The organism is Mycobacterium sp. NPDC050041, assembly GCF_049541695.1.
In the GTDB taxonomy this organism is placed as follows: domain Bacteria; phylum Actinomycetota; class Actinomycetes; order Mycobacteriales; family Mycobacteriaceae; genus Mycobacterium.
In genome coordinates, this window is record NZ_JBMVDG010000001.1 from 713,062 (window position 1) to 737,463 (window position 24,402).

The window sequence follows — 24,402 nt, forward strand, 5'->3', positions numbered from 1 at the left end:
AGAACCGGGCGCTGGTGTGAATGCTCATTCGCTATTGTCGATTGATGCCAGTGAAGCCTGTCCGCACGGACATCGCGCCCGGCGCCATGGAAGGATTCGCGCGAGACGGCGTGAATCGATGGCGTTCCATTCCCTACGCCAAGCCACCGGTCGGCGCCTTGCGATTCAGGGCGCCCCAGCCGGTCGAGCCGTGGGTGGGCGTTCGACGATGTCACCAATTCCGCTACTGCGCTCCGCAGCCCCGCCGGTACACAATCGTCGGTCCGGGCAAGTTCCAGCCTATGAGCGAGGACTGCCTCACCCTCAATGTCGTTGCCCCCGAGGGCGCGTCGGACCGACCTCTGCCCGTGATGTTCTTCATTCACGGCGGGGCGTACTTCCTGGGCAGTTCCGCAACACCGATCTATGATGGTGCGTCGCTAGCCCGCAGCGGTTGCGTGTACGTATCGGCGAACTACCGCCTCGGCGCGCTAGGGGCTGTCGACCTGTCGTCGCTGTCCACCGCACACATCCGTATTGACGACAACCTCTACTTGCGCGACCTCGTGGCGGCGCTCAGGTGGGTACGCGAGAACATCGCCGTATTCGGCGGCGATCCCGATGACGTGACGATATTCGGAGAGAGCGCGGGCGCGCATGCCGTTACCACATTGCTGGCCGTGCCAGCGGCTGAGGGCCTTTTCGCGCGGGCGATCTCCCAAAGTCCGGCCGGCGCGCTATCCCGCTCCAAGGAGTTGGCCGCGGAGTTCGCCGTCAAGTTCGCATCCATTCTCGGCGCCGAGGAGCGGGAGCCCGCCCGCCTCCTGCTGGCGGCGCGTCCGGCTCAACTGGTGAAGGCATTCGATCGCTTGCTCACCACGAGTGCATCGGACCTTCCCGGCGGTTACCCGGTGGGATGCACCTTCGGAACCGACTATTTACCGCTCGAGCCGATTCGAGCGATGCGCGAAGGCAAGGCGTACCCTGTGCCGCTGATCGTCGGGACGAACGCCGACGAGGGCAGGTTGTTCACTCGCTTCCTCAAACTCCTTCCGATGAACGAAGCGAAGATCGAAGCGTTACTAGCGGGGGCGGAACCCACCTATCGCGAGCGTATTACCGCTGCCTACCCCGAGTATCCAGCCCCCGATGCCTGCATCCGACTGGGGGCCGACTTCACATTCGGATCGACACTGTGGCAGATCGCGGACTCCCACAGTCGGCACGCCCCCACATATCTGTACCGCTATGACTTCGCCCCGCGAACTCTGCAATGGGCGGGGCTCGGTGCCACCCATGCGACGGAGCTTCTTGCGGTGTTCGACGCCTACCGCACGCCCCTCGGTCGGCTACTCAGCGCCGGGCGCGACCGCCGCTCGGCCATGCGGGTGAGCGACGACATGCAAGGACGCTGGCTTGCTTTCGCGCGCACGGGAGTTCCAGGAGACGGCTGGCCGCGCTACACCAGCGACACCCGTCCGGTGCTGGTCTTCGATCGCGCTTCGCGGGTCGATCACGACCCCCATGCCGACCAGCGGCAAGCATGGGAAGGCTTTCGAGTCCTCGGACGCTGACGAGCGGTTCCCCGCGGCGACTCATGCGTTCACAGCACTTGGGACCGATTGCTCTGAGAGCCGGGTCGAAACGGTGACTAGGAGCGCCTCGGGCGCGCCATTGCGCAGAACGGCGAAGAGGACTCATTCTTGCTGAGGATTTTGACGTACGAATGGGGCGTGACATTCCGCCCGGTAACGTACTACGTGAACGAGCCCTCACATCGGGAGGGCGGGTGCCGATCAGGACGGGGATTGATGAGCGAGGAAGCGATCACCTACGAGGTCGTCGACGAGGTGGCCTGGTTGACGATCAATCGCCCCGAGGCGCGGAACGCGCTCAACGGGGCGGTCCGGCAGGGACTGTTCGACACCGTTCACCGCTTCAACGCCGACGACTCCGCCAAGGTTCTGGTGCTGACCGGGGCCGGCGACAAGGCGTTCTGCGCCGGCGGGGACCTCAAAGAGATGGCGGAGACGGCGCTCACGGTTCCGCCACCAGACTTCGCGCCGCAGTTCGGGCGCAACATCGAGGTCGTCAAGCCGACTATTGCGGCGGTCAACGGCATCGCCTACGCCGGCGGATTCCTGCTGGCCCAGCAGTGCGACGTCGTGGTCGCGGCTGAACATGCCAGGTTCGCGGTCAGCGAGGTCAAGGTAGGTCGCGGCTCGCCGTGGGCTGTACCGCTGTCGTGGCTGCTGCCGCCGCGGATTGCGCTGCAGATTCTGATGACCGGCGACCCGATCACTGCCGAGCGGGCCCGCGAGGTCGGGATGGTGAACGAGGTCGTGCCCGCAGCGGAGCTGCGGGCACGAACGAAGGAGATCGCCCTGCGGATCGCTTCCAATGCACCGCTTTCGGTACTTGCGGCGAAGAAGACGGTATACCTCTCCGCAGAGCACCACCTGACGGAGGCCTACGACCTCGCCGACCAGATATGGGAGCCGGTGTACCTCAGCGCCGACGCGCAAGAGGGTCCCGCCGCCTTCCGCGAGAAGCGCACACCGGTCTGGAAGGGACGTTAGCCGTGGCCGTGACGATGGGCTCTTTGATCACCGAGATCGAGGCGGAGACGGCCGACCTGAGGTCGCTTATCGCCGAGCTGCCCGACGACCCGGCCGGGTGGGACGCTCCGACCCCCGCAGCAGGCTGGTCGGTCCGCGATCAGGTCAGCCATCTCGCGTTCTTCGATGACGTCGCGGTGCGGTCAGCCACCGACCCCGACGGGTTCACGGCCGAGATGCTGCCCATGTTGGCCGACGGCCAGATTTCCCCGGACACCATCGCCGAGCGCTACCGGTCGATGGGGGGAACCGAGCTGCTGTCCTGGTTCGACGGCGCGCGTCGTGCCCTCGTCGCTGCCTTCGCCACGATCGAACCCTCAGTGCGGGTGCCTTGGTTCGGCCTCCCCATGAGCGCGGCTTCCTCGTTGACCGCGCGGATCATGGAGACCTGGGCGCATGGTCAGGACATCGCCGACGCGCTGGGAGTGACCCGTGTGCCCTCTGGCCGGTTGCGGCACGTCGCGCACATCGGCGTGGGAGCGCGGGCATTCAGCTACATGGCCAATGGCTTGGAGGTGCCCAAGGAGCCCGTCCGCGACGAGCTCACCGCACCGGAGGGCACGCTGTGGACCTGGGGCCCCGACGGCGTGCCCAACCGAATCACTGGCACTGCGCACGACTTCTGCCTGCTCGTCACCCAGCGCAGGCATCGCGACGACACCGCACTGGAAGTCACCGGTCCGCTCGCCGACCAGTGGCTGTCCATCGCGCAGGCCTTCGCCGGACCTCCCGGTGGCGGTCGCACCGCAGGACAGTTCGACGGAGGTGTGTCGTGAGGAACCCGGTACGCATCGGCAATTGCTCGGGCTTCTACGGCGACCGGGTCGCCGCGGCACGGGAGATGGTCGAGGGGCGGGACCGGCGAGGAACGCATCGACGTGCTCTGCGGCGACTACCTCGCTGAACTGACGATGCTCATCCTGGCGAAGGCCCAGGCGAAGGATCCCGCGGGCGGCTACGCTCGCACGTTCCTGACCCAGGTGGAGCAGGTATTGGGCACCTGTTCCGATCGCCGTATCAAGATCGTGGCAAACGCCGGTGGGCTCAACCCGGCCGGGCTGGCCGTCAGATTGCGCGAGCTGGCGGACCGGCTCGGTATCACCGTCGGGATCGCCCACGTCGAAGGTGACGACCTGCGCGGCAACCTCTCCGCGATCACCCCTGCGGTCGGTGAGGTGAAGCCGGTCTCGGCCAACGCCTACCTCGGGGGATGGGGTATCGCCGAAGCACTGGTGCGGGCGCCGACGTCGTCGTCACCGGACGGGTGACAGACGCCTCGCTGGTCGTCGGCCCGGCCGCCTGGTGGCGCGGGTGGGAGCGCACCGACTGGGACCGGCTGGCCGGTGCCGTCGTGGCCGGCCACGTCATCGAATGCGGACCACAGGCCACGGGTGGCAACTACGCCTTCCTCGACGAGATCACCGACCGTCGCTACCCTGGCTTCCCGATCGCGGAGGTGGCGGCCGACGGCTCGTCGGTGACCACCAAGCACGCCGACACCGGGGGACTGGTGTCGGTCGGTATGGTCACCGCCCAGCTGCTCTACGAGATCGCCGAGCCGGCCTATCTGGGGCCCGACGTGGTCACTCACTTCGACACAATCTCGCTGGCCCAGCAGGCCGCGCACCGGGTGGCCATCACGGGTGCCACCGGCAGCCCGCCACCGGAGACGCTCAAGGTGGCGCTGAACGAGGTCGGGGGCTACCGGAACACCATGACGATGGTGCTCACCGGCTTGGACATAGAGGCGAAGGCCGCGTTCGCGCAGCAGCAGCTGTTCGACATCCTCGGCGGCCGGGACTCCTTCGCCGAGACGGACGTCCGGTTATTGCGGTTCGACACACCGGACGCCCCCACCAACGACCAGGCGTGCGCGCACCTGCGGGTCACGGTCAAGGACACCGACCCGCGCAAGGTCGGCCGGACGTTCTCGAGCGCAATCATGGAGATCGCTCTGGCCGGGTATGCCGGCTTCCACACCACCACGCCACCCACGTCGGAGTCGGCGTTCGGCGTGTACCGCCCAGCGGCCGTGCCCCGGTCGAGCGTGACGCAGGTTGTGGTGCTGCCCAACGGTGAGCGCCGGAGGATCGCCGATCCACCGACCGGTAGCGTGCCGGCCGCGAAGGTCGGGGGCAGCGCGGCAGCCGCGCCGCCGACCGAGCCGACATGCCGCGCGCCGCTGGGCGCGGTTCTGGGCGCGCGGTCCGGCGACAAGGGAGGCAACGCCAATATTGGTCTCTGGGCCCGCGACGACGCCGGCTACGCATGGGCCCACGAGCAACTAACCGTCGAGCGGCTGCGTGGGCTCCTCGGCCCGGAGGCTACGCAGCTGCGCATAGAGCGATTCGAGCTGCCCAACCTGCGTGCGCTCAACGTTGTGGTCCACGGACTGCTGGGGGAAGGCGTAGCATCCTCGACCCGGCCCGATCCCCAGGCGAAGGGCTTGTGCGAGTACCTGCGCTCCCGCATCGTGGACATACCGCAATCCCTTGTCGGCGCGACCTGACAATCCCGAATTTGGAGTAGCCGGGCCACTCTGTCGACGTATCGCCAATCAAGTCGCCGTCCTCTGCCTGCTGATTGACGTAGCCCCTTCGTCAAAGCCGTGTTGCCGAACGATGTGACGACGATCGGATGACGCCAACAGCGTCCGGCAGACGGAGAGAAGGCTTTGTCCAGCTCCTTGCCGAACTGAACATCCAAAGAGGGCGCAGCGATCTGCCCACGCGGTTGCCGATTTTGGCCAATGAGCGGGCACATACACGAATGGGGATCACACGCGCAGGCGCCAAGCCACCTGCCATTGGGCGTCTACATTTCAACTCAACCTGGGATTGTGAGCAGGTGTTAACGTTCGTAGTGTAGCTCCCGGCGCTGCAGTGCTGCGCGAGCCCTGGTTGCGAGCGAAGGAAGGTAGTAGTGAACAATGCGGTCGTTGCCGGACGTACCCGGGTCGGCGGCGAGCGTCGGGAACGGATTCTCGCCTCTGCCACCGAGTTGATTGCCGAGCGGGGCTACCACGCTGTCTCCATGGCCGACATCGGCGTTGCATCAGGGGTTGTCGGGCCGGCCATCTATCGCCATTTCAACAGTAAGAGCGATCTACTGGCGGCCCTCTTCGAGCGTGTGGTGGACAAACTCCTTAAGCGTGCGACGGCGATCGTCGAGCAGTCCCGCGACGAGGCGGAGGCGCTGACCCTGCTGGTGTCAGACCAAGTCGCCTTGGTAATGGATCAACGCGAGCTGGCAATGGTGTATTACCGCGAAGTGCACAATCTGTCGGATCAGCACCAGAGCCGGTTGCGCCGAAAGCAGCGACTGTATCTAGAAGAGTGGGTACACCTCGTCGGAGAATTGCGGCCCGCGGTCGACGAGATTGAACTTCGGGCGATGGTTCATGGAGCGATCGGAGCCATTCAATCGATCTTGCACTACCGCGGCACTGGCCTGGCTCCCGAACACACCTCTGCACTTCTCCTGGCGATGGGGCATGCCGTGCTTGGCGTCCCCGCGTCGAGTCACCAGACGGGCGCCGTGACCGCTGAACCATCGTGTCCCCGTCCCGGCAAGCCACAGCACTAGGGGCAATCTCGGACACACGAAGACGACTCGACTGCAAGCGAACTCGCCGGCTATCCATTTGATCGGCCGTACCGACACCATCTTCATCCGCCAACGCCGGCCTGCTACGGCGGACTCTCGAGACCGATCCCGGATGTGCAATTCGAACTAAAGCGACCGAGCAATGATCTCCTTCATAATTTCGTTTGTCCCACCGTAGATCTTCTGAACGCGAGCATCGGCCCACATCCTGCCGATGGGATACTCGGTCATATAGCCGTAGCCGCCGTGGAGCTGCAAGCAATCATCAAGGGCGACCATCGCACGCTCAGTAGTCCACCACTTCGCCATCGCGACAGTGGGGATGTCGAGTTCACCGCGCAGATGGCGGGCGACGCAGTGGTCGATGAAAACGCGGCTGATATGGGCATCGGTGGCGACCTCGGCAAGTTTGAACTTGGTGTTTTGGAAGGCGAAGACGGGCTTGCCGAAGGCATGCCGATCCTTGGTGTATTCCACAGTGAACTCGAGCGCTGTTTCTAGTACTGTCACTGCACCAAGCGCAAGGATCAATCGCTCCTGGGGAAGTTGCTGCATCAACTGAATGAATCCCAGTCCTTCAGTCGTACCCAGGAGGTTCTCTACGGGAATGTGCACGTCTTCGAAATAGAGCTCGGACGTGTCCTGGCCGCGCTGACCGACCTTGTCCAACACCCGACCCCGCCGGAAGCCCGGCCGATCGCCTTCGACCAACACCAACGAGATTCCGTTAGCTCCGGCAGTCGGGTCGGTCTTGGCGACGACGATGATCAAGTCGGCCTGAGCGCCATTGGTGATGAATGTCTTGGAACCGTTGACAACGTATTCGTCTCCAACGCGCAGTGCTTTGGTCGTAACAGATTGAAGATCGGAGCCCGTGCCTGGCTCCGTCATCGCAATCGCGCCAACCATCTCACCAGTTGCCAGTCGGGGCAGAAAACGTTCCTTCTGCTCGTCGGTGCCATACTCGAGCAGGTAGTGGGCGACGATTCCGCTATGCAGCGCCGCACCCCATGCTGAATCACCGATGCGGGCCTGTTCCTCGATCAAGACCGCCTCATGGGCGAATGTTCCACCACCTCCGCCGTACTGTTCGGGGATTGACATGCACAGCAACCCCAGATCACCCGCCCGGGTCCACAGGTCTCGATCCACGTGGTGCTGCTCGATGAAGCGGGCACTGTGCGGCGCGATCTCCTTCTCACAGAACGTGCGCGCCAAATCTCGTAGTGCATCGAGGTCGTCGTCCATCCAGCTAGAGCGATTGGCTGCCATTAGAGAGTCCTCACTGTTATTACTTGCGCACCGATCCCGCAATGGGTCTCGCTACACGCCTATGGGTACATGGTGTACCACGAATCGCGCAACGGGTACAACAGGTACCCAGAACTTTCCGGAGCCCGGGGCGTTACGGTTGACATCGTGGAGCGAAAGCAATGGGTGGATACCACAGCGGGACGCCGCGCTACGAGTAGGTTGCCAGGCCGCGAACTACGTCGTGAACAGATCATCGAAGCGGCGCTCAGCGCAATCGAAGAGAACGGACCCCACGCACTCACCGGCCAGATCGCAGACAAGGCCGGTTTAGTCCGCACGCACTTCTACCGCCACTTCGCAAGTAAAGAAGAACTCGATCTGGCGGTGGCACGTCACGTCCACCGCGAACTCACTGCAAAGATTCGCGTAACCCTGGATGTGCAGGGATCACCGCTAGACGTGATTCGCGCGCCGGTCACACAGCACGTCATGTGGGCTGACGAACACCCCAACCTCTATCGGTTCTTGGTGAGCCGACACTATCGGCGCAGCACCGAGAAAACCGCGCCCGGCACCAGTGCATTCGCCTCCGAACTCGCCGTCGCGGGCGCCCGTTACTTTCCCCGCTACGGCGAGGACCCAGAAGCCGCGGACCGCAATGTCGCCGCGATTATGGGCCTGATGGACGCTTCAGTCCTATGGTGGCTGGACCATCGCGACTCCACTCGTGACGAACTCGTCATTCGATTGACACGGCAAACCTGGTTGATAATCAATGACAGGCTGCAGGAACTGGGATTCCAGCTTGATCCCGACCTACCACTCTGCGAACCGAAAACCTCATCAGGCACAACCCGAACCTCCCCGCGCTAAACCCGTCTTCGACACCGCCATCAACGATGATTGCGTTGGCGCCGCTCACCGACACCGCGCATCACCGCGAAAGCTTTCAACCCGAGCGACGGTGCGGCGTCGCCGGTACGCGCAACTACGCCACGCCACCGAGGAACTACGCGGAATATCTGGCGACTCTCCAGCAGCGCGAGTCCTGCGCGAGCCACGTCCGCAGCATCCATCGGACTGGGTCCAGCGAACAGAAGCGCCGCCCCAGGGTCGGCGACTCGGTCGGCGACCATTTTCGTACTCACCACGTCGGGGCATAGCGCACGGGCACGGATTCGCAATCCCGCATGGTCAAGGTCGCCCTGCAGCGATGTGGTGAACGACAATACGGCGGCTTTAGTGGCTGCGTACATCGCGAGTCCAGGGATGGGCGCCAGAGCCGAGAGCGACGCGATGTTGAGGATCGCACCCCCACCTGCGCCCATGGCGGCAACTGCCGCGTGTGACCCGGCAACGACACCTCGTACATTTACATCGAGGATCGACGCAATCTCGGCATCGCTGTGACTCCAGCTGTTACCCGCGATTAGGATCCCAGCGTTGTTTACCCACACCGCCAGAGGGCCAGCGGCTAAAGCCTGAGCAGCGACTTCCCGATGACCCGACGGATCTCGTACGTCGTGCGTGGCGCTCCAAGCGCCACCGCCGACCTCGGTGGCAGCGCGCTCCGCTGCGTCGCCATCGACATCCGTGAGCAAAACCTTGTGACCGGCAGCGGCGAGTTGTCTCGCGATCTCCAGACCAATCCCTCGGCCTGCTCCTGTGACGACGGCTGTCGATGGTTCTAGCATGACCATCCTTTGCGGCAGTTTGCGTAGGTTTGCCGACTACGGTTCGCCGGGGTTTGTTGAGGATTTCCGAGGCCGCTTGGAGGACTGCGTCGATTCTGCCGGCGCCCCGTGAGGGCGATGTGCTCGGCTAACCACTCAAAAGTCTCGTGGAATGACCTAGATATCATCGGCGACACAACATAATAGGTAGGCCGTCGACAGGGACAGGCAGGGACGTATTGTCCCACCGAACGCGGTAGCCGTCATCCAGACTCCAGGTGAATTCCCGCAGCATCTCGTGCAGTATTGCCTTCACCTCCAAGGTGCCGAAGTGCATCCCAATGCACTTGTGCGCGCCTCCTCCGAACGGAAGCCAGGCGAAGCGGTGGGCCTGATCCTCGCGCCGTGGCGGTTCGAATCGCGTTGGATCGAACCGGTCCGGCTCGGTCCACACCGTGGGCGCAAAGTGGTTGACCGCAGGCGTGATGGCGACAAGCACTCCGGAGGGGATGTAGTAGCCATCAATTACGGTGTCGGTCACCGTTTTACGCATAACCAACGGTACCGGTGCAACTAATCTGAGCGACTCCTTGATGATCAAGTCCATCGCCGTGAGCCCCTCGAGGTCGTCAATGTCCGGTAGATCGTCACCGAAACGGTCAGACTCAGCACGCAGTCGATCCTGCCATTCGGGATTCTTCGCCAAGAAGTACGCCACCGCGGCAGTGGTGATCGTTGACGTATCATGCGCAGCCATCATCAAAAAAATCATGTGATTGATGATGTCGGCATCAGTGAAGCGTTCGCCGTCCTCGGCGCGCGCCTCACACAACGCGGCGAATAGATCATCATTGTGCCCCGAGCGGGCCGCCGGTAAGTGCCGGGCGAAGTACTCCTCCAACACCCGGCGACCGCGCACTCCGGCGCGGTACCGCGTCCCGGGCAGAGGAGCACGCACGATCGCACTGGCGGCACGGACGGTTGCTACGAAGGCTCGATTTACTGAACCGCTGTCCTCTTTCCCGCGGCCGCCCATGAACACATCGGTCGCGACGTCGAGCGTCAAATCCTTCAGCAGGGGATACAAGCGGATGCCCGAACCGGTCGGCCACTTCGGTACGCTAGAACGAACCGATGGCCCGACCTGCTTGACATAGCCCGTCAGTCGCGGACGCGTGAACGCCTCCTGCATGATTCGCCGATGCATCAGATGCTCATCGAAGCTCATCAACATCAGCCCACGATGGAAGAACGCATCGATAAGAAAACCCCAGCCGTCCTGCGAAAAAGCCTTCGCATTGGTGGTGAGGGCTTCTTGGGTGGCCTGCGGTCCCGCAATGACCACCATTTTGGTGCCGAACGCCCCCATCCACGAGACCGAGCCGAATCTCTCGAAACGCTCTCTGCTGAGGTCAGAGCCGAAGCGAATGTAGTCCAGAGTGTGGCCAACGAGAGGCAATCCCTGATCGCCGATAACTGGCTTCAATCCGCTCCCTGTCGGCGGCGCGGCAAGTTCGCGAACCGGCCATCGTCGACTAACCTCCCGGAGCCCGCGCTCGACGCGCTGCGGGAGGGGAGCCAACAGTACCGACGACAGCCGCTCACGGGGCTTACCTGCCGACACGGACGGCGATCTGGTCATCGAGTGCCTCCTTGATCTTGTTGGCCGCGGTCACGGAGGAGCACCCATCATTTGCACCGGTGACCACACTGTCAACCGCGAACTGATACCCGTCGCCGAACCGGACCGCCACTAGTCGACGCATTCGGCCCCGCTGGGGGCGTAGGGCATGTCGGCCAAATGTGTGTTGGCCGGCTCGGGTGTCCCCCTGCGCGACGAGTTCGCGGGCGCGGGACGCGACAGGACGTAAGCGCGCCGCTTCGGCCTGCGCGCACGAAGGCGATACAGGAAGGTCGGGCTGGGCCAGTTGGTGGATATCGAGCCGAGCGCCGAGCGATACCAGCTCGCGCACATTGTCCACACGGATCTGTCCAGGCGGCGACTCAACCGGTCGTTGAACCGCTTCTCCACATCGGCACGGACCTCGATAACACTTCCTGGATGGGCACGGAGAACCTTCATCAACCTTACGATGTGTCGGGCCTGCGATTCGAGCATGTAGACGATGGACCCGGATCCCACGTTGGTGTTGGGCCCGTACATCATGAGGAAATTCGGAAACTCTGGCACCGATAGGCCGTAGTAGGCGTGCGCGCCATCCGCCCACACGTCCGACAATTTTCGGTCCGAGCGGCCGTAGACCTCCATCGGGGATAGAAACTCGGTGGCACTGAAGCCGGTGCCGTAGATGATCACGTCGGCGGCATGGAAGTCGCCAGCCACGGTGCGGATTCCGCCAGGCTCTACTGCCTGGATATCGTCGGTGACCAGTGCGACGTTGGGACGTGCGAGCGCGGGGTAATAGTCGCTCGAGAACAGAATCCTCTTGCACCCGGGCGCATAGTCCGGTGTCAGTTGGGAACGCAGCCGCGCGTCGTGTACCTGGCGACCTAGGTGCCTGAGGGCGACGCCGCCAAGGACTCGCGATACCGGCTTCGCATCGACGAGTGCCAACGCCAAGAACTCGAATATCGTCCAGATCATCAGACGTTCGCTGAGCCGCAGAATGGGTAACTTGCGCAACAGTTGGTGATGCCGCCCACCGTACTGACGGTCGAATTTGGGCAGCACCCATGGGGCTGACCGTTGAAAAACGTCCAAGTGCTCAGCGCCTGCGGCGACCACCGGGACGAATTGCACCGCACTTGCGCCGGTGCCGACGACCGCAATGCGCTTGCCGCTGAGATTCAGATCGTGGTCCCAATTGGCGGAATGAAACGACGGGCCCGCGAACCCCGAGATTCCAGGAATATCAGGAACTGAGGGTCGGGACAGCTGGCCCACGGCCGAAATGACGACATCACACTCCAATTCCTGACTGGTAGTCGTGGTCAGACGCCATGTGTTCGTGCGCTCATCGAAGGCTGCCTTGGCGATTTCGGTCTTCGCCCGAAGGAGGGGCAGCAATCCACTTTCGTCGACGACGCGGCGAAGGTAGGCGAGGATATCGCCTTGTTCTGCGTAACGCCGGCCCCACGTGGGATTCGGCGCAGCGGAGATCGAGTACAACTGCGACGGGACATCACAGGCAGCCCCCGGGTAGGTGTTCTCCCGCCAGACTCCCCCGACACCATCGCCCTTTTCGACGATGAGGACCCTGTCGAACCCTGCGCGTTTGAGGCGAAGTGCAAGGGTAATTCCGGCGAAGCCAGCGCCGATGATGACGATCGAGGGGTTACCAGGGGGATTGTCCTGGGTTTGTTCACGTTTCACGGGTTTCATCGTTAGCTCATACAACCTTCGTGCTGGGGCGCCTCGTGGTCAAGGCGTGCGCAGGGACGCTGTCAACGGACGGTGGCCGAAGTAGCCAAGAACTCGCCACCGAGCCTGAGGGCCTCACGCGCTTCTGGCAGTAGGCGAAACATCGCCTGGAAGACATGGATCTGGCCGCGGAAAACTTGCAACTGCGAGGAGACCCCTGCAGTTTGCAGACGTTTGGCAAAGACTCTGGAGTCGTCGAGCAACATCTCTCGTCCGCCGACCTGAATCAGAGTTGGTGGCATGTCGGTGAGATCAGCGTCGAGCACGCTTATCCTCGGGTCGGCTGGATCGGCGCCCGCCACGTACAGACCCATTGTTCTCGACGCAGAGATGGCGGACGCAAAGGGGTCCCGTCTGCGCAGATCACGGTCCATCGCAAGTTGACATGTCAAATCCAGCACCGGCGACATCAGCAGCATGGCATCCGGCGTCGGCAGTCGATGTTCCCGAGCGCCAAGCGCCGTCGCCGCAGCAAGTTGGCCGCCTGCGGAATCTCCGGCGAGCGCCACCGTGCCAGAAGACGCGGTGATCGCGCTTCCCTCTGTCAACCATCGATAGGCGATCAGTGCATCATCTGCGGCCGCCGGGAAGGGATATTTCGGGACCAATCGATAGCGTACGGCAAATACCGGCCTGCGGGCGGCCGCGGACAGTTCGCTGATGAGGCCACGGTGGGTCTCGGGAGAGCACATAGAAAATGCGCCGCCGTGTATATAAAGAATCGGCGGAGCATCCGAGGCCACGTTGGCCGCCTTGACCCAGTCGCCTCGCACACGTTCACCGGCGAAGGGCGTGTCTACCTTCTCGACACTGATTGCGCGCCTTGGCCGCGACACCACGAGTGTTCCCCGTAGCACGCGGTCCATGACCGCGAAGCCATGGTCGTTGGCCGGAATCACCTGCGTGAGAGGTCGAAGAACGCGTCGCGCCGTTGCCGCGACCAGGTGGCTCGCCATGCTCGGATTCGGCCTGGCAGGTGAACTCATCCGGCGGTGTCCACCTTCTGTGGGGCAGTGTCCGCCTTTTTCGCCGGTCGCCGTTCGAAACGGTAGTCGGCCAAGTCGAATCGTCGACTGCGCCAGATCGACTCGACCGTCGTCGTGGGACGCAGAGGCACGTCCCCATGCTTGTCGAAGTAATAGCTGTTCGCGCCCGCGCAGCTGTCCTGCCAGAAGACCTGCGTATGCCGCCGTGCCAGCATCTCCGCGAAGAAGCGTTGATTCGCCTCCTCGCGTACCTCGACGTAGTTCGAGTCGGCCGTCCTGGCATGCCGGAGGCAACGGAGAATGTGACCCGCCTGTGCCTCGATGAGTGCGAAGTAGGACGACCCGTTGTATCCGTACGGGCCAAACACTGAGAAATGGTTCGGGAATCCTGGCACGCTGACGCCCTCATATGCCTGGAGTCGGTTCTCGTCCCACCACTGTGCCTGGTCTCGGCCGGCGACACCTCTGAGCGAGTAGGTGGGCATGCTGTCCGATTCCATGACCTTGAATCCCGTTGCCAGGACGAGCACGTCGATCTCGTGTCTGACGCCATCGGCCGTAATCACCGCGGTCTCATCGACCCGGGTGATGGGGTTGGTTTCAAGAAGGACGTTCTCGCGGTTGAACGTCTTCAAATATTCGTTGTGAAAGCTTGGTCGCTTGCAGCCCAGCGCGTAACGCGGCGTCAGCTTCTCGCGAACGACCGCGTCGGTGACCTGCCGACGCATATAGCTGATCGCTGCACGCTCGATCGCCGACGCCAGCGGTATGGCGGTATGGAAGTGCGCTGCGACGGGAAAGGTGAGTTCGACAAAGGCCTGGCTGGCTCCCCGCGCGGCGATCTGCGCTCCGGGTGCGAGCCGGAGAAGAGCACTCAGCGGGCGGGGCACCGCGAAGTCGAATTTCGGCAGACACCATATCGGGGTGCGCTGAAAGACGGTGAGTGTGTCCACGTCCTTGGCTATCGAGGGGATCAGTTGCACCGCCGAGGCGCCCGTCCCGATGACGGCGACCCTCTTTCCGGTGAGGGTCTGCTGGTGGTCCCAGCGCGACGTGTGCATCGTGACCCCGCCGAAGTCCCCGACCCCCGGTATGTCCGGCGCTTTTGGTCGCGTGAGAACCCCGGAGGCATTGATGACGAACCTGGCTGTCAGTTCCTCGTCCGTCGAGGTAAACAAACGCCACAATGTCGATTCTTCGTCGAACTCAGCCCTCACAACCGTGACTCCGAAGCGGATGCGCGACGCGAGGCCATATTTTTCCACGCAATGCTTCGCGTAGTTCTTCAGTTCGATCCCCGGCGCATAGGTACGTGACCACGACGGGCGTTTCTCAAAGGAGAATTGGTAACTATATGACGGAATGTCTACTGCAATCCCCGGGTAGGTATTCCAGTACCAGGTTCCACCCACCCCTTGGGCCTCATCAACGATGAGGAAGTCTGAGAAACCTTTTTTCAGCAGCTTGATGCCCACCCCGATCCCGGAGAATCCAGCTCCGATGACCAATATCTCGTGGGTGGGGACCTCGTACGTAGGGGCTCCGGAGGTGGGGGCATTCTCGTCGCCTGCGACATGGACACTCAAGCGTCTTTCCTCACTCTCGAGGCTGCGCGCTTAGGCGGTACTTTCCCGACGCCCACGTCCAGGACGTCGGCTTTGACGTCAGACCGCGTTGGCAGGGCGCCTGCGCTTTTTCGGCCCTGGGCTACCTTGGCCTTGCGGCCCTGGGCAACCTTGGCCACATTCGAGCCGTTTTGGGCGTGTTCGGTTGGGTGGTGCTCAGTTCGTGCGGTTGTCGGGGTCGTTACATAATCACCCATGTCGACCTTGGACAGTGCGCGCTTGAACTGGGTGGCGAAACCGGGGTACATGGTGCCGTTGTATCCGTCATTCGTGAGGTACCAGCTCTTGCAACCCGAATTCCATGTCGTGCTTACCAACCGTTGCTGTACCTCGCGGTGGTAATTATTTTGCTTATCTTCGCGGACCTCGAGCGTACTGAGATCATTGTCGATGATCGCGCCGATGGCTTTGACGATATAGTTGATCTCGGCCTCCATGTACACGAGGGCCGAGTTATGGCCGGGCCCTGAATTTGGTCCGAAGGTGAAGAAAAGATTGGGATAGCCTGCGACGGTGACGCTCCGGTACGCATAGGCGCCCTGGGACCACTCGTCGGAGAGCTCACGACCATGCGCGCCTCGGATGGGAAAAGGTGTGCCAGCCTTGCATACATCGAAGCCGGTGGCGAAGACGATGCAGTCCACTTCGTGTTCGATGCCATCTGCGGTCCGTATGCCATTCGGCGACAGGGTCGCGATCGGCCACGAGACGAGCTTGCAGTTGTCGTGCTGAAGAGCGGGGTAGTAATCGCTGCTCATCAGCATCCGTTTGCAGCCAGCACGGAAGTTCGGCGTCAGCTGGCGCCTGAGCCAAGTATCCGATACCTGCCTCCGCAAATTCGCCTTCGCCAGTAGCTGGATGCCAGTGGTGACCGGGGTATCCCAGACCATGCCGACGGCCATGAGCTCGTGGCCCCAAAACCACGCCTGCCGTCCGACGTTGTGAACGCGGGGCAAGCGACGAAACGCCGTCCGCACCCATTGCGGATGGGAGAAGTCGGGCCGAGGGAGGACCCAGCCGGGGGTGCGTTGGAAGACCTTGACCGACCGCGCAGTCTTCACCAGTTCGGGAATGATCTGAACAGCGCTGGCTCCGGTGCCGATCACGGCGACACGTTTGTCGCTCATGTCGTAGTCGTGATCCCAACGCGCACTGTGGATCTTGTGACCATCGAAGGTGTCCAGTCCGCGGATGTCCGGCAGGCTCGCATTCGCCAGCGGCCCACTGGCCATCACTGCGGTGCGCGCCGTGAACTGCGAGCCGTCAGCTGTCTGCGCCGTCCACAGTGCGCTTTCCTCGTCGAACTCCAGACCGGTGACGTTCACTCCGAACCGGATGAAACGCGACAGCGAGTATTTGTCCACCATCGCCTTGATGTAGCCGAGGATCTCGGCGCTGCCCGAATAGGCGCGGGACCAGTCCGGATTCTGCTCGAACCCGTAGGAATAGAGCAGCGACGGGATGTCGCACGCCGCGCCGGGATAGGTGTTGTCCCGCCAGGTACCACCCACCTCGTCGGCACGTTCAAGGACAACGAAATCGTCAATACCCTGTTTTAGCAACTGGATTGCGGTTCCCAGGCCGGCGAAACCCGCACCGACGATCAAGACGGTCGTGGTGTCGCTCATCTGGCTACCGGTTCGTAGGTCAGCTCTTCTGTCCACGTCGGTGACTTACCGAGCACCTCGGTGGGGAAGTGGTCGATGGCGGTACCCAGCCGCTGCGAAATGAAATGCAATGGCTGAGAACGCTTGATGCTGGCGGACATGTGAGCCTTCAAGATGTGGTAACCCGGAACGCGGCGCGTGAACTCACTACGATCTCCGACGTTCTCGTACCGCATCACCGCGTTGTACAGCTTCTCCTCCGACAATCCCATGGCGTTGAGATTGGTCAACATCCTGGTGAGCAACGGCACGTAGAGTACGCCGCCGAGAAGGATTCTCGGGTCGATGAGCGCCCCCATCGTCTGAATCGCATGAATGCGCATGGGGCTGGCGCCGAGGTCGTTCAGAACTTGGAATCCGACTGCCAAGTGCCGCGATTCGTCGTTGTTGACCTTGTTGAAGACCTCGGCGCAGAGCGGATCCTGCACCTCGTCGAGAAGGAACTTGAGCAATGCTCCGTCGAGCGCAGTCTCCAAGGCGGGGATCGCCGCTCCGATCACCGTCAGCGGGAGGGCCTCGGCGTATCGGTCGATCCACTCGATGACCAGTCGAATGTTCTTGTTCGGCACCGGGATTTCCCCTTCCTCGAGCATCCCCCACCGCTGCATGAGCGCCAGCTCCGCGTTGGCGTGCCGCTGCTCCTCGGCATGGAAATACCGGTAGATTTCACCTAGAGCCTCGAACGGCGCTTTCGGCGCCATGGCGGCGAACGCGCGTGCACCGACGTGTTCTATCCACACCACGTCAGCCATGAACTGCTTCAGTTCGGGCCGCTGCTCATCAGTGATTTTATCGGCGCCCGGCGCATCCCAATCGATGTCGGCCAGCGCCCACTGCCGGTTCTTGATCGTCTCGAGCATATCGCTGTATTTGAATGCCATTGGAGTCTCCTTTGTCCTTGTCTTTTATGACTTAGCGTGCAATTCGCTCGACTAAACCGAGCGCACGGGTATATGTGGCAGGCACTGCCCGCTTGAATAACCAGAGAATCTTCGCGTCGACTTGGGGTAGGACGTGCAACTGACCGCGATCGTTCGCGTCCAACGTTTTGCGCGCCACCGATTCCGCCGACACGCCCGTCCACTTCATCAAATTCGTTGCCAGCTTGGCGGCCGACTCCTCAATACCAGGGTTATCGACGATGTTGGTCTTGACGAATGTCGGGCACAGCACTGTCACCCCCACACCGGTACCACTCAGTTCGGCCGCCAAAGTCTCGGATAGCGAGAGCACGCCGGCCTTGCTGACGTTGTAGGCACCCATCCGGGGCGCCGCCCCGAAACTTGCAGCCGATGCGACGTTGATTATTCCCCCGCTGCCCTTCGCGCGAAGTCGCGGTACGAAGATCTCGCAGCCGTAGATCACTCCCCACAAGTTGATCGAGAGCGTCGTCTCCCAGTCCCGCTTGGGCGTCGCGCCGATGACATTGCCACCGATTCCGATGCCCGCGTTGTTGATCACCAGGCTGGCTGCCGCGCCGAACCACTTCTCGGCGCTGTCGGCGAGTTCGCGGACCTGCTCTTCGTCCGAGACATCGCATGCGATGTCGAGCCCCTCGCCGCCGGCTTGGACGACGAGCCCGACCGTCTCCTTGGCACGCACGGGGTCGATGTCGGCGCATACCACCCGTCCCGATCTGCGGGCGAGCTCTACCGCAAAAGCGCGACCAATTCCGCTGCCAGCCCCTGTAACAACCGCGTTCGCGCGGTCACTTCTGCGAGGCGACTTGCCCCACCACAAGAAATCCATCAGTACTGAGCCCTTTGCAAATTGGACCATGCTGAACCGGTGAACCAAGCCAATCTGCTGCCGCTTGGTGGCAGTGAACACAATTGTGGTCGCATGCCACCAGTTTGGCGGGGGTGGTAAGTCTTTGTCAAGATGTATGCGTGCGGACGAAGGCAGCAAGGTGGGGCGGGCGTACAGGCGCCGAACGGCGGGCTGACCGGCGGCAGCGCCTAGTCGCCGCGGCAACAGATATCTGGACGGAGAGCGGATGGGCTGCGGTTACCATGCGTGGGGTCTGCTCCAGAGCCGCGTTGAACGATCGCTATTATTACGAGGAGTTCAAGACCCGCGATGAGCTGCTGGTGGCGGCGTGGGACGGTGTCCGAAACGAGATGCTCGGCGAGGTTTCAGCAACATTTGCCGAACGTGTCGGTCAACCACCTGTCGAGATAATTCGCGCCGCGATCTCGATCGTCGTCCTCCGCATTTCGCAGGATGCTGGCCGAGCCCAGATACTGCTGACGCAACACGTCGGCAGTTCAACATTGCAAGATCGTCGTGCGGCGGCCTTGCAGGAAGCCACCCAGCTCGTCATGGCGGCCAGCCGACCACATCTGAGGCCTGACGCAGACGAAATGGCTTTGCGCATGGACACTTTCGTAGCGGTCGGCGGTTTCGTCGAACTTATCAGCGCCTGGCAAGCAGGACTTCTGGTCGATGTAAGTCAGGTCGACATCGTCGAACATACGAGCAGACTTGCTGAAACGCTGGCTCGCCGCTACGTGGTTGATATGTCTGGCTAGATGGCACTTGGGCGGAATTTCCCATTCGCAAAGGCTGCATTCGCCGCAGCGGTTCGTGACACACGTTGACTTACCTTGGAAACGGTGGAAGGTCCGTCTCGTCGACCTGCCAAGCCGACGCTCCTGCTGTCGAATGGCGGCTTCACTCAGAGGCCAATCCGCTTGGCGATGATCTCCTTCATGATTTCGGTGGTGCCGCCCCCGATACCCAGGATGCGCGAATCGCGATAGTGCCTTTCGACCTCGGTCTCGCGTAGGTAGCCCATGCCACCGTATAATTGGACGGCGGTGTCAACGGCGAGCGCGCAGGCCTCTACGGCTTGTTCTTGGCCATCGAGACCATCCGCACGTCGGTGTCTCCGGCGACTATGCGGTCCACAGCGGCACGGGTGTACGTACGGGCCACGTCGACGGCCGTCGCGATATCGACGATCTTGTGCCGCACCACCTGTCGGGTGGATAGCGGTCGACCGAAGGTTTCGCGCTTCTTCACCCAATCCAGCGTCAGGTCGAGGCAGCGCTGGGCCGTGGCGTAACACTGGACGGCGATGAAAGCACGTTCGACCTGGAACTGTTGCATGATCTGCAGAAATCCGCTGCCTTCGGGGCCAACCAGATTAACTACCGGCACGCGCACGTCGGTGAATCCGAGTTCGGCAGTGTCGGAGCACAGCCAGCCCATCTTCATCAGTGCCCGCGAGACCGAGAAACCCGTGGCGCCACGCTCCACCACGAGCAGAGAAATCCCCGATGGGCCCGGGCCGCCGGTACGCACGGCGGTGGTCACGAAATCGGCGCGGGCACCCGAGGTGATGAAGAGCTTCGCACCATTGACCACGTAGTGGTCCCCGTCGCGCCGTGCGGTAGTGCGGATGCCGGCGACGTCAGAACCGGTGTCGGGTTCGGTGATGCCAAGGCTGCCGATCTTCTCCCCGGCCAGGGTCGGCGCCACGAAGCTGCGGATCTGCTCGGGATCGCCCTGCGCGGCCATATGGGGCACTGCGATGTGATGCGTAAGTAGGCTGGCCAGTAAGCCCGACGAGCCGCCGGCCTCCATCACGGCCTCGGTGAGCAGCACCAGGTCGCGCAGGTCACCGCCGGAGCCGCCGATCTCTTCGGCGAACCCGATGCCCAGCAACCCCGCTGCGGCTGCTCGGCGGTGGAGTTCTCTAGGGAGCTCTCCGGCGTCCTCCCAGAATTGCAAGTGAGGAACGATCTCCTTCTGGGTGAACGACATGGCGAGGTTGCGCAACGAGATGCGCTCGGGCGTCATCCACGGGTCGGCTGCGGCCGCCTCCGCTTCCCGCTGATCCGGCTGTTTCATGTGAGTTGCTCCTGCCGTGATCGCGGGGACGGGACGATCGCCCCGTCGACCCCATTGTCGTCGAATGTTAATGACCGATAACGTAGCCTGTCAGGAGATCGACGTTGATGTCACCTGGAGGAAAAGTTGGTTGACGTCCTGCCCGACCGGGTCGACACCCGCGCGCCGGTATACCTCGAGAATCGCGAGGGACTCATCGCGCAGCTCCATGGGCTCGCCGAACAGCTAGCGCTGGCCAACGGTGGCGGCGGCGAGAAATACGTCGCCCGGCACCGTAGCCGCGGTAAGACGCTGGCCCGCGAGCGTGTCGAGCTGCTCATCGACCCCGACACGGCCTTCCTGGAACTCTGCCCGTTCGCGGCGTGGGGCACGGAGTTTCCGGTGGGCGGCAGCGTTGTGGTCGGCATCGGCATCGTCGAAGGCGTCGAGTCGATGATCATCGCGCACGACCCGACCGTGCGCGGCGGAGCCTCGAACCCCTACACCTTCCGAAAAGTGTTCCGGGGCATGGCAGTCGCCCGCGAGAACCGGCTGCCCATCATCAACGTCGTCGAGTCGGGCGGGGCGGACCTGCCCACGCAGGCCGAGATCTTCGTGCCCGGGGGCCAGCTATTCCACGACCTCACCCAGCACAGCGCGCTGGGGCTGCCGACGCTCGCACTGGTATTCGGCAACTCGACGGCAGGCGGCGCCTACATCCCCGGCATGTGTGATTACGTGGTGATGGTCCGCAACCGGTCCAAGGTCTTCCTCGGCGGTCCGCCGCTGGTGAAGATGGCGACCGGCGAAGTGTCCGACGATGAGTCGCTCGGCGGCGCCGACATGCACGCCCGCACCTCCGGGCTGGCCGACTACATGGCCGAGGACGAGCAGGACGCCATCCGGATCGGGCGGCGCATCATGGCCAGACTGAACTGGCGCAAGCTCGGGCCGGGCCCGACACAGTCGCCGGCCCCCCCGCTGCGAGACCCCGACCAGCTCCTCGGGATCGCTTCGGTGGACCCCAAGGTTCCCTTCGACCCACGTGATGTCATCGCCCGCATCGTGGACGGATCGGCCTTCGACGAGTTCAAGCCGCTTTACGGCACCTCGCTGGTCACCGGTTGGGCCTCGATCCACGGATACCCGGTAGGGATCCTGGCCAACGCGCGCGGAATCCTGTTCAGTGAGGATGCGGAGAAGGCCGCCCAGTTCATCCAGCTGGCGAACCAGATCGACACGCCGCTGGTGTTCCTGCAGAACACCACCGGCTACATGGTCGGCGCGGAGTACGAGCAGGGTGGCATCATCAAGGACGGCGCGAAGATGATCAACGCAGTATCCAACAGCGCTGTCCCGCACCTGACGATTGTGATGGGCGCGTCCTACGGTGCGGGCAATTACGGGATGTGCGGGCGGTCCTACTCTCCCCGGTTCCTGTTCACCTGGCCCAACTCGCGTTCGGCCGTCATGGGCCCGGCCCAGCTCGCGGGCGTGCTGTCGATCGTGGCGCGGGAGTCGGCCGCCGACCGGGGCCTTCCGTTCGACGAGGAGGCCGACACCCAGATGCGCGCTGCCGTCGAGAGCCAGATCGAGCGTGAGTCGTTGGCGCTGGCAAACAGCGGCAGGCTCTACGACGACGGGATAATCGACCCGCGCGACACCCGTACCGTTCTCGGGTTCTGCCTGTCCGTGGTCCACAACAGCGAGATCCGTGGCCAGCGTGGCTACGGCGTGTTCCGGATGTGATGGCGATGCCCGTGATCAAGAAGCTGCTGGTGGCCAACCGGGGAGAGATCGCCCGGCGCGTGTTTCGCACCTGTCGCGAACTCGGCATCGCCACCGTCGCCGTGTACTCCGACGCCGACGCCGACGCCTGGCACGTCGACGACGCCGACGAGGCCGTCCGGCTGCCGGGTTCCTCGCCGGCGGAGACCTACCTCGACGGTGACCGGGTGATCGCCGCCGCCCTGCTCACCGGCGCCGACGCCGTGCATCCCGGCTACGGCTTCATGTCGGAGAACGCCGGCTTCGCGCGGGCCTGCGCCGACGCCGGGCTCGTGTTCGTCGGCCCACCGCCGGATGCCATCGATGCGATGGGTTCCAAGCTGACGGCCAAGGCGATGATGGCCGATGCGGGCGTGCCGGTTCTCCCGGGCGGCGACGCCACCGGCCTGGACCCCGACAAGCTGCGCAAGCTCGGCGCCGAGATCGGCTACCCGCTGCTGGTCAAGGCGAGCGCGGGTGGCGGCGGGCGCGGCATGCGGGTTGTCGAGTCGGCCGACGACCTCGACGGAGCCGTGGCCTCGGCGTCGCGCGAGGCGATGTCGGCGTTCTCGGACGGCACGGTGTTCCTCGAGCGGTACGTGCAGCGTCCCCGCCACGTTGAGATCCAGCTGATGGCCGACATGCACGGCACGGTTGTCTCGCTGTTCGAGCGGGAGTGCTCGGTGCAGCGCCGCCACCAGAAGGTCATCGAGGAGGCGCCCTCCCCCGTCGTCGACGACGACCTGCGCGCCCGGATGGGCGCGGCGGCGGTCGCGGCGGCACAGGCCGTGGGTTACGTCGGGGCCGGAACGGTCGAGTTCGTCCTCGATGCGAACGGCGGCGATGACGACGGGACGTTCGCCTTCCTGGAGATGAACACCCGGCTGCAGGTCGAGCACCCGGTCACCGAACTCGTCACCGGGCTCGACCTCGTGCGCCTGCAGCTGCTGGTGGCGATGGGTCGGCCACTGCCCGCCGAGGTGAGCGAGCCGCGGATCACCGGCCACGCGGTCGAGGCCCGGCTCTACGCCGAGGACCCCACGAAGGGATACCTGCCGCAGACCGGGACGCTGCGCACGATGCAGATCCCCGACCACGTCGGGGTCCGGGTGGACTCCGGCGTGCGCGACGGCTCGGTGGTCAGCCACCACTATGACGCCATGCTGGCCAAGGTGATCGCCTGGGCGCCCACCCGGGCCGAGGCGCTCGGCGCGCTGTCCGCCGCGCTCGCCGGCGCCCGGATCCACGGACTCACCACCAACCGGGATCTGCTGGTTCGCGTTCTGCGCCACGACGAGTTCGCCGGACGCGGCACCGACACCGGGTTCCTCGACCGCCACGACGTGGCCGGCCTCGGCGCAGCCCTCATCGACAGCGACGGGGAGGGCTTGCACGCCATCGCGGCGACATTCGCCCAGGTCGCGGGACGCCGCGCGGCGGCCCCCGTCCAGCCGACGCTGCCTGCCGGGTGGCGCAACAACCCGTCCCAGCTGCAGTCCACCGGATGGCTGACCGCCGACGGCCGGGAGCGACGGGTGAGCTATGCGCTGCTCCGCGACGGCGTCGAGGTGGAAGTCGACGGCAAGCCGGTCGAGGACGTCAGCGTGCTCGTGCAGCGGCCGAACCGGGTGGTCCTGGAGACCGGCGGGGTACGGCGCGGCTACGACGTCGTCCTCGACGCCGACATCGCCTATGTTGACAGCCCTGCCGGGTCCACTGCGTTTACGCAGGTACCACGGTTCCTGGACCCGAGCGCGCTAAAGCCGGCGGGCTCGCTGACGGCGCCTATGCCGGGTTCGGTGATCCGGCTGCCCGTCGCCGCGGGCGACGTCGTGACGGCCGGGCAGGCGCTGGTCGTGGTGGAGGCGATGAAGATGGAACACACCATCGTCAGCCCGATCGACGGGATCGTCGCCGAGCTTTCGGTCGAGGTGGGTCAGCAGGTGTCCACCGGCGATGCCCTCGCGGTGGTCGGAGCGGCCGCCGGTGCAGACCAGGATTGAGCACCACC

The 24,402-nt window shown here is 63.7% G+C and carries 18 protein-coding genes and 2 pseudogenes; 9 read left to right on the forward strand and 11 right to left on the reverse strand.

The window, feature by feature from the left end; translation table 11 throughout:
* Positions 1-44: 44 nt before the first annotated feature.
* The 5 genes and pseudogenes from ACPCHZ_RS03525 (at position 45) to ACPCHZ_RS03545 (ending at position 6,182) form a co-directional block, all read left to right on the forward strand.
* Complete coding sequence (locus ACPCHZ_RS03525; RefSeq protein ID WP_423483465.1) at positions 45-1,553, forward strand: carboxylesterase/lipase family protein; 1,509 nt, start codon at positions 45-47, stop codon at positions 1,551-1,553.
* 237 nt (positions 1,554-1,790) lie between these two features.
* Positions 1,791-2,558 carry an enoyl-CoA hydratase/isomerase family protein gene (locus ACPCHZ_RS03530; RefSeq protein ID WP_423483466.1) on the forward strand — a complete coding sequence of 256 codons (768 nt, stop codon included), beginning with the start codon at positions 1,791-1,793 and terminating at the stop codon, positions 2,556-2,558.
* A 2-nt stretch (positions 2,559-2,560) separates the two neighbouring features.
* Positions 2,561-3,373 carry a TIGR03084 family metal-binding protein gene (locus ACPCHZ_RS03535; RefSeq protein ID WP_423483467.1) on the forward strand — a complete coding sequence of 271 codons (813 nt, stop codon included), beginning with the start codon at positions 2,561-2,563 and terminating at the stop codon, positions 3,371-3,373.
* Positions 3,374-3,438: 65 nt separating this feature from the next.
* A pseudogene (locus ACPCHZ_RS03540) lies at positions 3,439-5,106 on the forward strand (acyclic terpene utilization AtuA family protein).
* A 413-nt stretch (positions 5,107-5,519) separates the two neighbouring features.
* Positions 5,520-6,182 (forward strand): TetR/AcrR family transcriptional regulator, encoded by a 663-nt coding sequence (locus ACPCHZ_RS03545; RefSeq protein ID WP_423483468.1) that lies wholly within the window; start codon positions 5,520-5,522, stop codon positions 6,180-6,182.
* 147 nt (positions 6,183-6,329) lie between these two features.
* Here the strand turns inward: ACPCHZ_RS03545 and ACPCHZ_RS03550 are convergent, their stop codons facing one another.
* Complete coding sequence (locus ACPCHZ_RS03550) at positions 6,330-7,475, reverse strand: acyl-CoA dehydrogenase family protein (RefSeq protein ID WP_423483469.1); 1,146 nt, start codon at positions 7,473-7,475, stop codon at positions 6,330-6,332.
* A 147-nt stretch (positions 7,476-7,622) separates the two neighbouring features.
* Here ACPCHZ_RS03550 and ACPCHZ_RS03555 point away from each other — a divergent pair, with 147 nt between their 5' ends.
* Positions 7,623-8,330: a TetR/AcrR family transcriptional regulator gene (locus tag ACPCHZ_RS03555; RefSeq protein WP_423483470.1), complete on the forward strand. Its 708-nt coding sequence runs from the start codon at positions 7,623-7,625 to the stop codon at positions 8,328-8,330.
* A 20-nt stretch (positions 8,331-8,350) separates the two neighbouring features.
* Here the strand turns inward: ACPCHZ_RS03555 and ACPCHZ_RS03560 are convergent, their stop codons facing one another.
* The 8 genes from ACPCHZ_RS03560 to ACPCHZ_RS03595 form a co-directional block, all read right to left on the reverse strand.
* Positions 8,351-9,157 carry an SDR family NAD(P)-dependent oxidoreductase gene (locus tag ACPCHZ_RS03560; protein ID WP_423483471.1) on the reverse strand — a complete coding sequence of 269 codons (807 nt, stop codon included), beginning with the start codon at positions 9,155-9,157 and terminating at the stop codon, positions 8,351-8,353.
* A 157-nt stretch (positions 9,158-9,314) separates the two neighbouring features.
* Positions 9,315-10,772, reverse strand: a complete 1,458-nt coding sequence (locus ACPCHZ_RS03565) for a cytochrome P450 (protein ID WP_423483472.1) — start codon at positions 10,770-10,772, stop codon at positions 9,315-9,317.
* Between the two features lie 111 nt (positions 10,773-10,883).
* Positions 10,884-12,473, reverse strand: coding sequence for a flavin-containing monooxygenase (locus ACPCHZ_RS03570; RefSeq protein ID WP_423483473.1), 1,590 nt, complete (start codon positions 12,471-12,473; stop codon positions 10,884-10,886).
* Between the two features lie 62 nt (positions 12,474-12,535).
* Positions 12,536-13,498, reverse strand: a complete 963-nt coding sequence (locus tag ACPCHZ_RS03575; protein ID WP_423483474.1) for an alpha/beta hydrolase — start codon at positions 13,496-13,498, stop codon at positions 12,536-12,538.
* Entirely contained in the window at positions 13,495-15,009 is a 1,515-nt protein-coding gene (locus tag ACPCHZ_RS03580) for a flavin-containing monooxygenase (RefSeq protein WP_423483797.1), read from the reverse strand. Before ACPCHZ_RS03580 ends, ACPCHZ_RS03575 begins: the two co-directional genes overlap by 4 nt.
* 71 nt (positions 15,010-15,080) lie before the next feature.
* Complete coding sequence (locus tag ACPCHZ_RS03585; protein WP_423483475.1) at positions 15,081-16,751, reverse strand: flavin-containing monooxygenase; 1,671 nt, start codon at positions 16,749-16,751, stop codon at positions 15,081-15,083.
* Positions 16,748-17,671, reverse strand: a complete 924-nt coding sequence (locus ACPCHZ_RS03590; RefSeq protein WP_423483476.1) for a ferritin-like domain-containing protein — start codon at positions 17,669-17,671, stop codon at positions 16,748-16,750. The genes ACPCHZ_RS03585 and ACPCHZ_RS03590 overlap by 4 nt, the downstream gene beginning before the upstream one ends.
* Before the next feature lie 31 nt (positions 17,672-17,702).
* A complete protein-coding gene (locus tag ACPCHZ_RS03595) occupies positions 17,703-18,539 on the reverse strand; it encodes an SDR family NAD(P)-dependent oxidoreductase (RefSeq protein ID WP_423483477.1) in 837 nt (278 codons plus the stop codon).
* Positions 18,540-18,679: 140 nt separating this feature from the next.
* Here ACPCHZ_RS03595 and ACPCHZ_RS03600 point away from each other — a divergent pair, with 140 nt between their 5' ends.
* On the forward strand, positions 18,680-19,321 hold the full coding sequence (locus tag ACPCHZ_RS03600) for a TetR/AcrR family transcriptional regulator (protein WP_423483478.1): 642 nt from the start codon (positions 18,680-18,682) through the stop codon (positions 19,319-19,321).
* A 146-nt stretch (positions 19,322-19,467) separates the two neighbouring features.
* On the opposite strand, the gene ACPCHZ_RS03605 is transcribed toward ACPCHZ_RS03600, so the two are convergent.
* Both ACPCHZ_RS03605 and ACPCHZ_RS03610 read right to left on the reverse strand, forming a co-directional pair.
* On the reverse strand, positions 19,468-19,587 hold the full coding sequence (locus tag ACPCHZ_RS03605; RefSeq protein ID WP_423483798.1) for an acyl-CoA dehydrogenase family protein: 120 nt from the start codon (positions 19,585-19,587) through the stop codon (positions 19,468-19,470).
* A 3-nt stretch (positions 19,588-19,590) separates the two neighbouring features.
* Positions 19,591-20,645 (reverse strand): annotated as a pseudogene (locus ACPCHZ_RS03610) (acyl-CoA dehydrogenase family protein); the annotation flags it as partial.
* 126 nt (positions 20,646-20,771) lie between these two features.
* Between ACPCHZ_RS03610 and ACPCHZ_RS03615 the strand changes: the two are divergent.
* Positions 20,772-22,373, forward strand: a complete 1,602-nt coding sequence (locus tag ACPCHZ_RS03615; RefSeq protein WP_423483479.1) for an acyl-CoA carboxylase subunit beta — start codon at positions 20,772-20,774, stop codon at positions 22,371-22,373.
* A gap of 5 nt (positions 22,374-22,378) precedes the next feature.
* Positions 22,379-24,394, forward strand: a complete 2,016-nt coding sequence (locus ACPCHZ_RS03620; RefSeq protein WP_423483480.1) for a biotin carboxylase N-terminal domain-containing protein — start codon at positions 22,379-22,381, stop codon at positions 24,392-24,394.
* Positions 24,395-24,402: the final 8 nt, after the last annotated feature.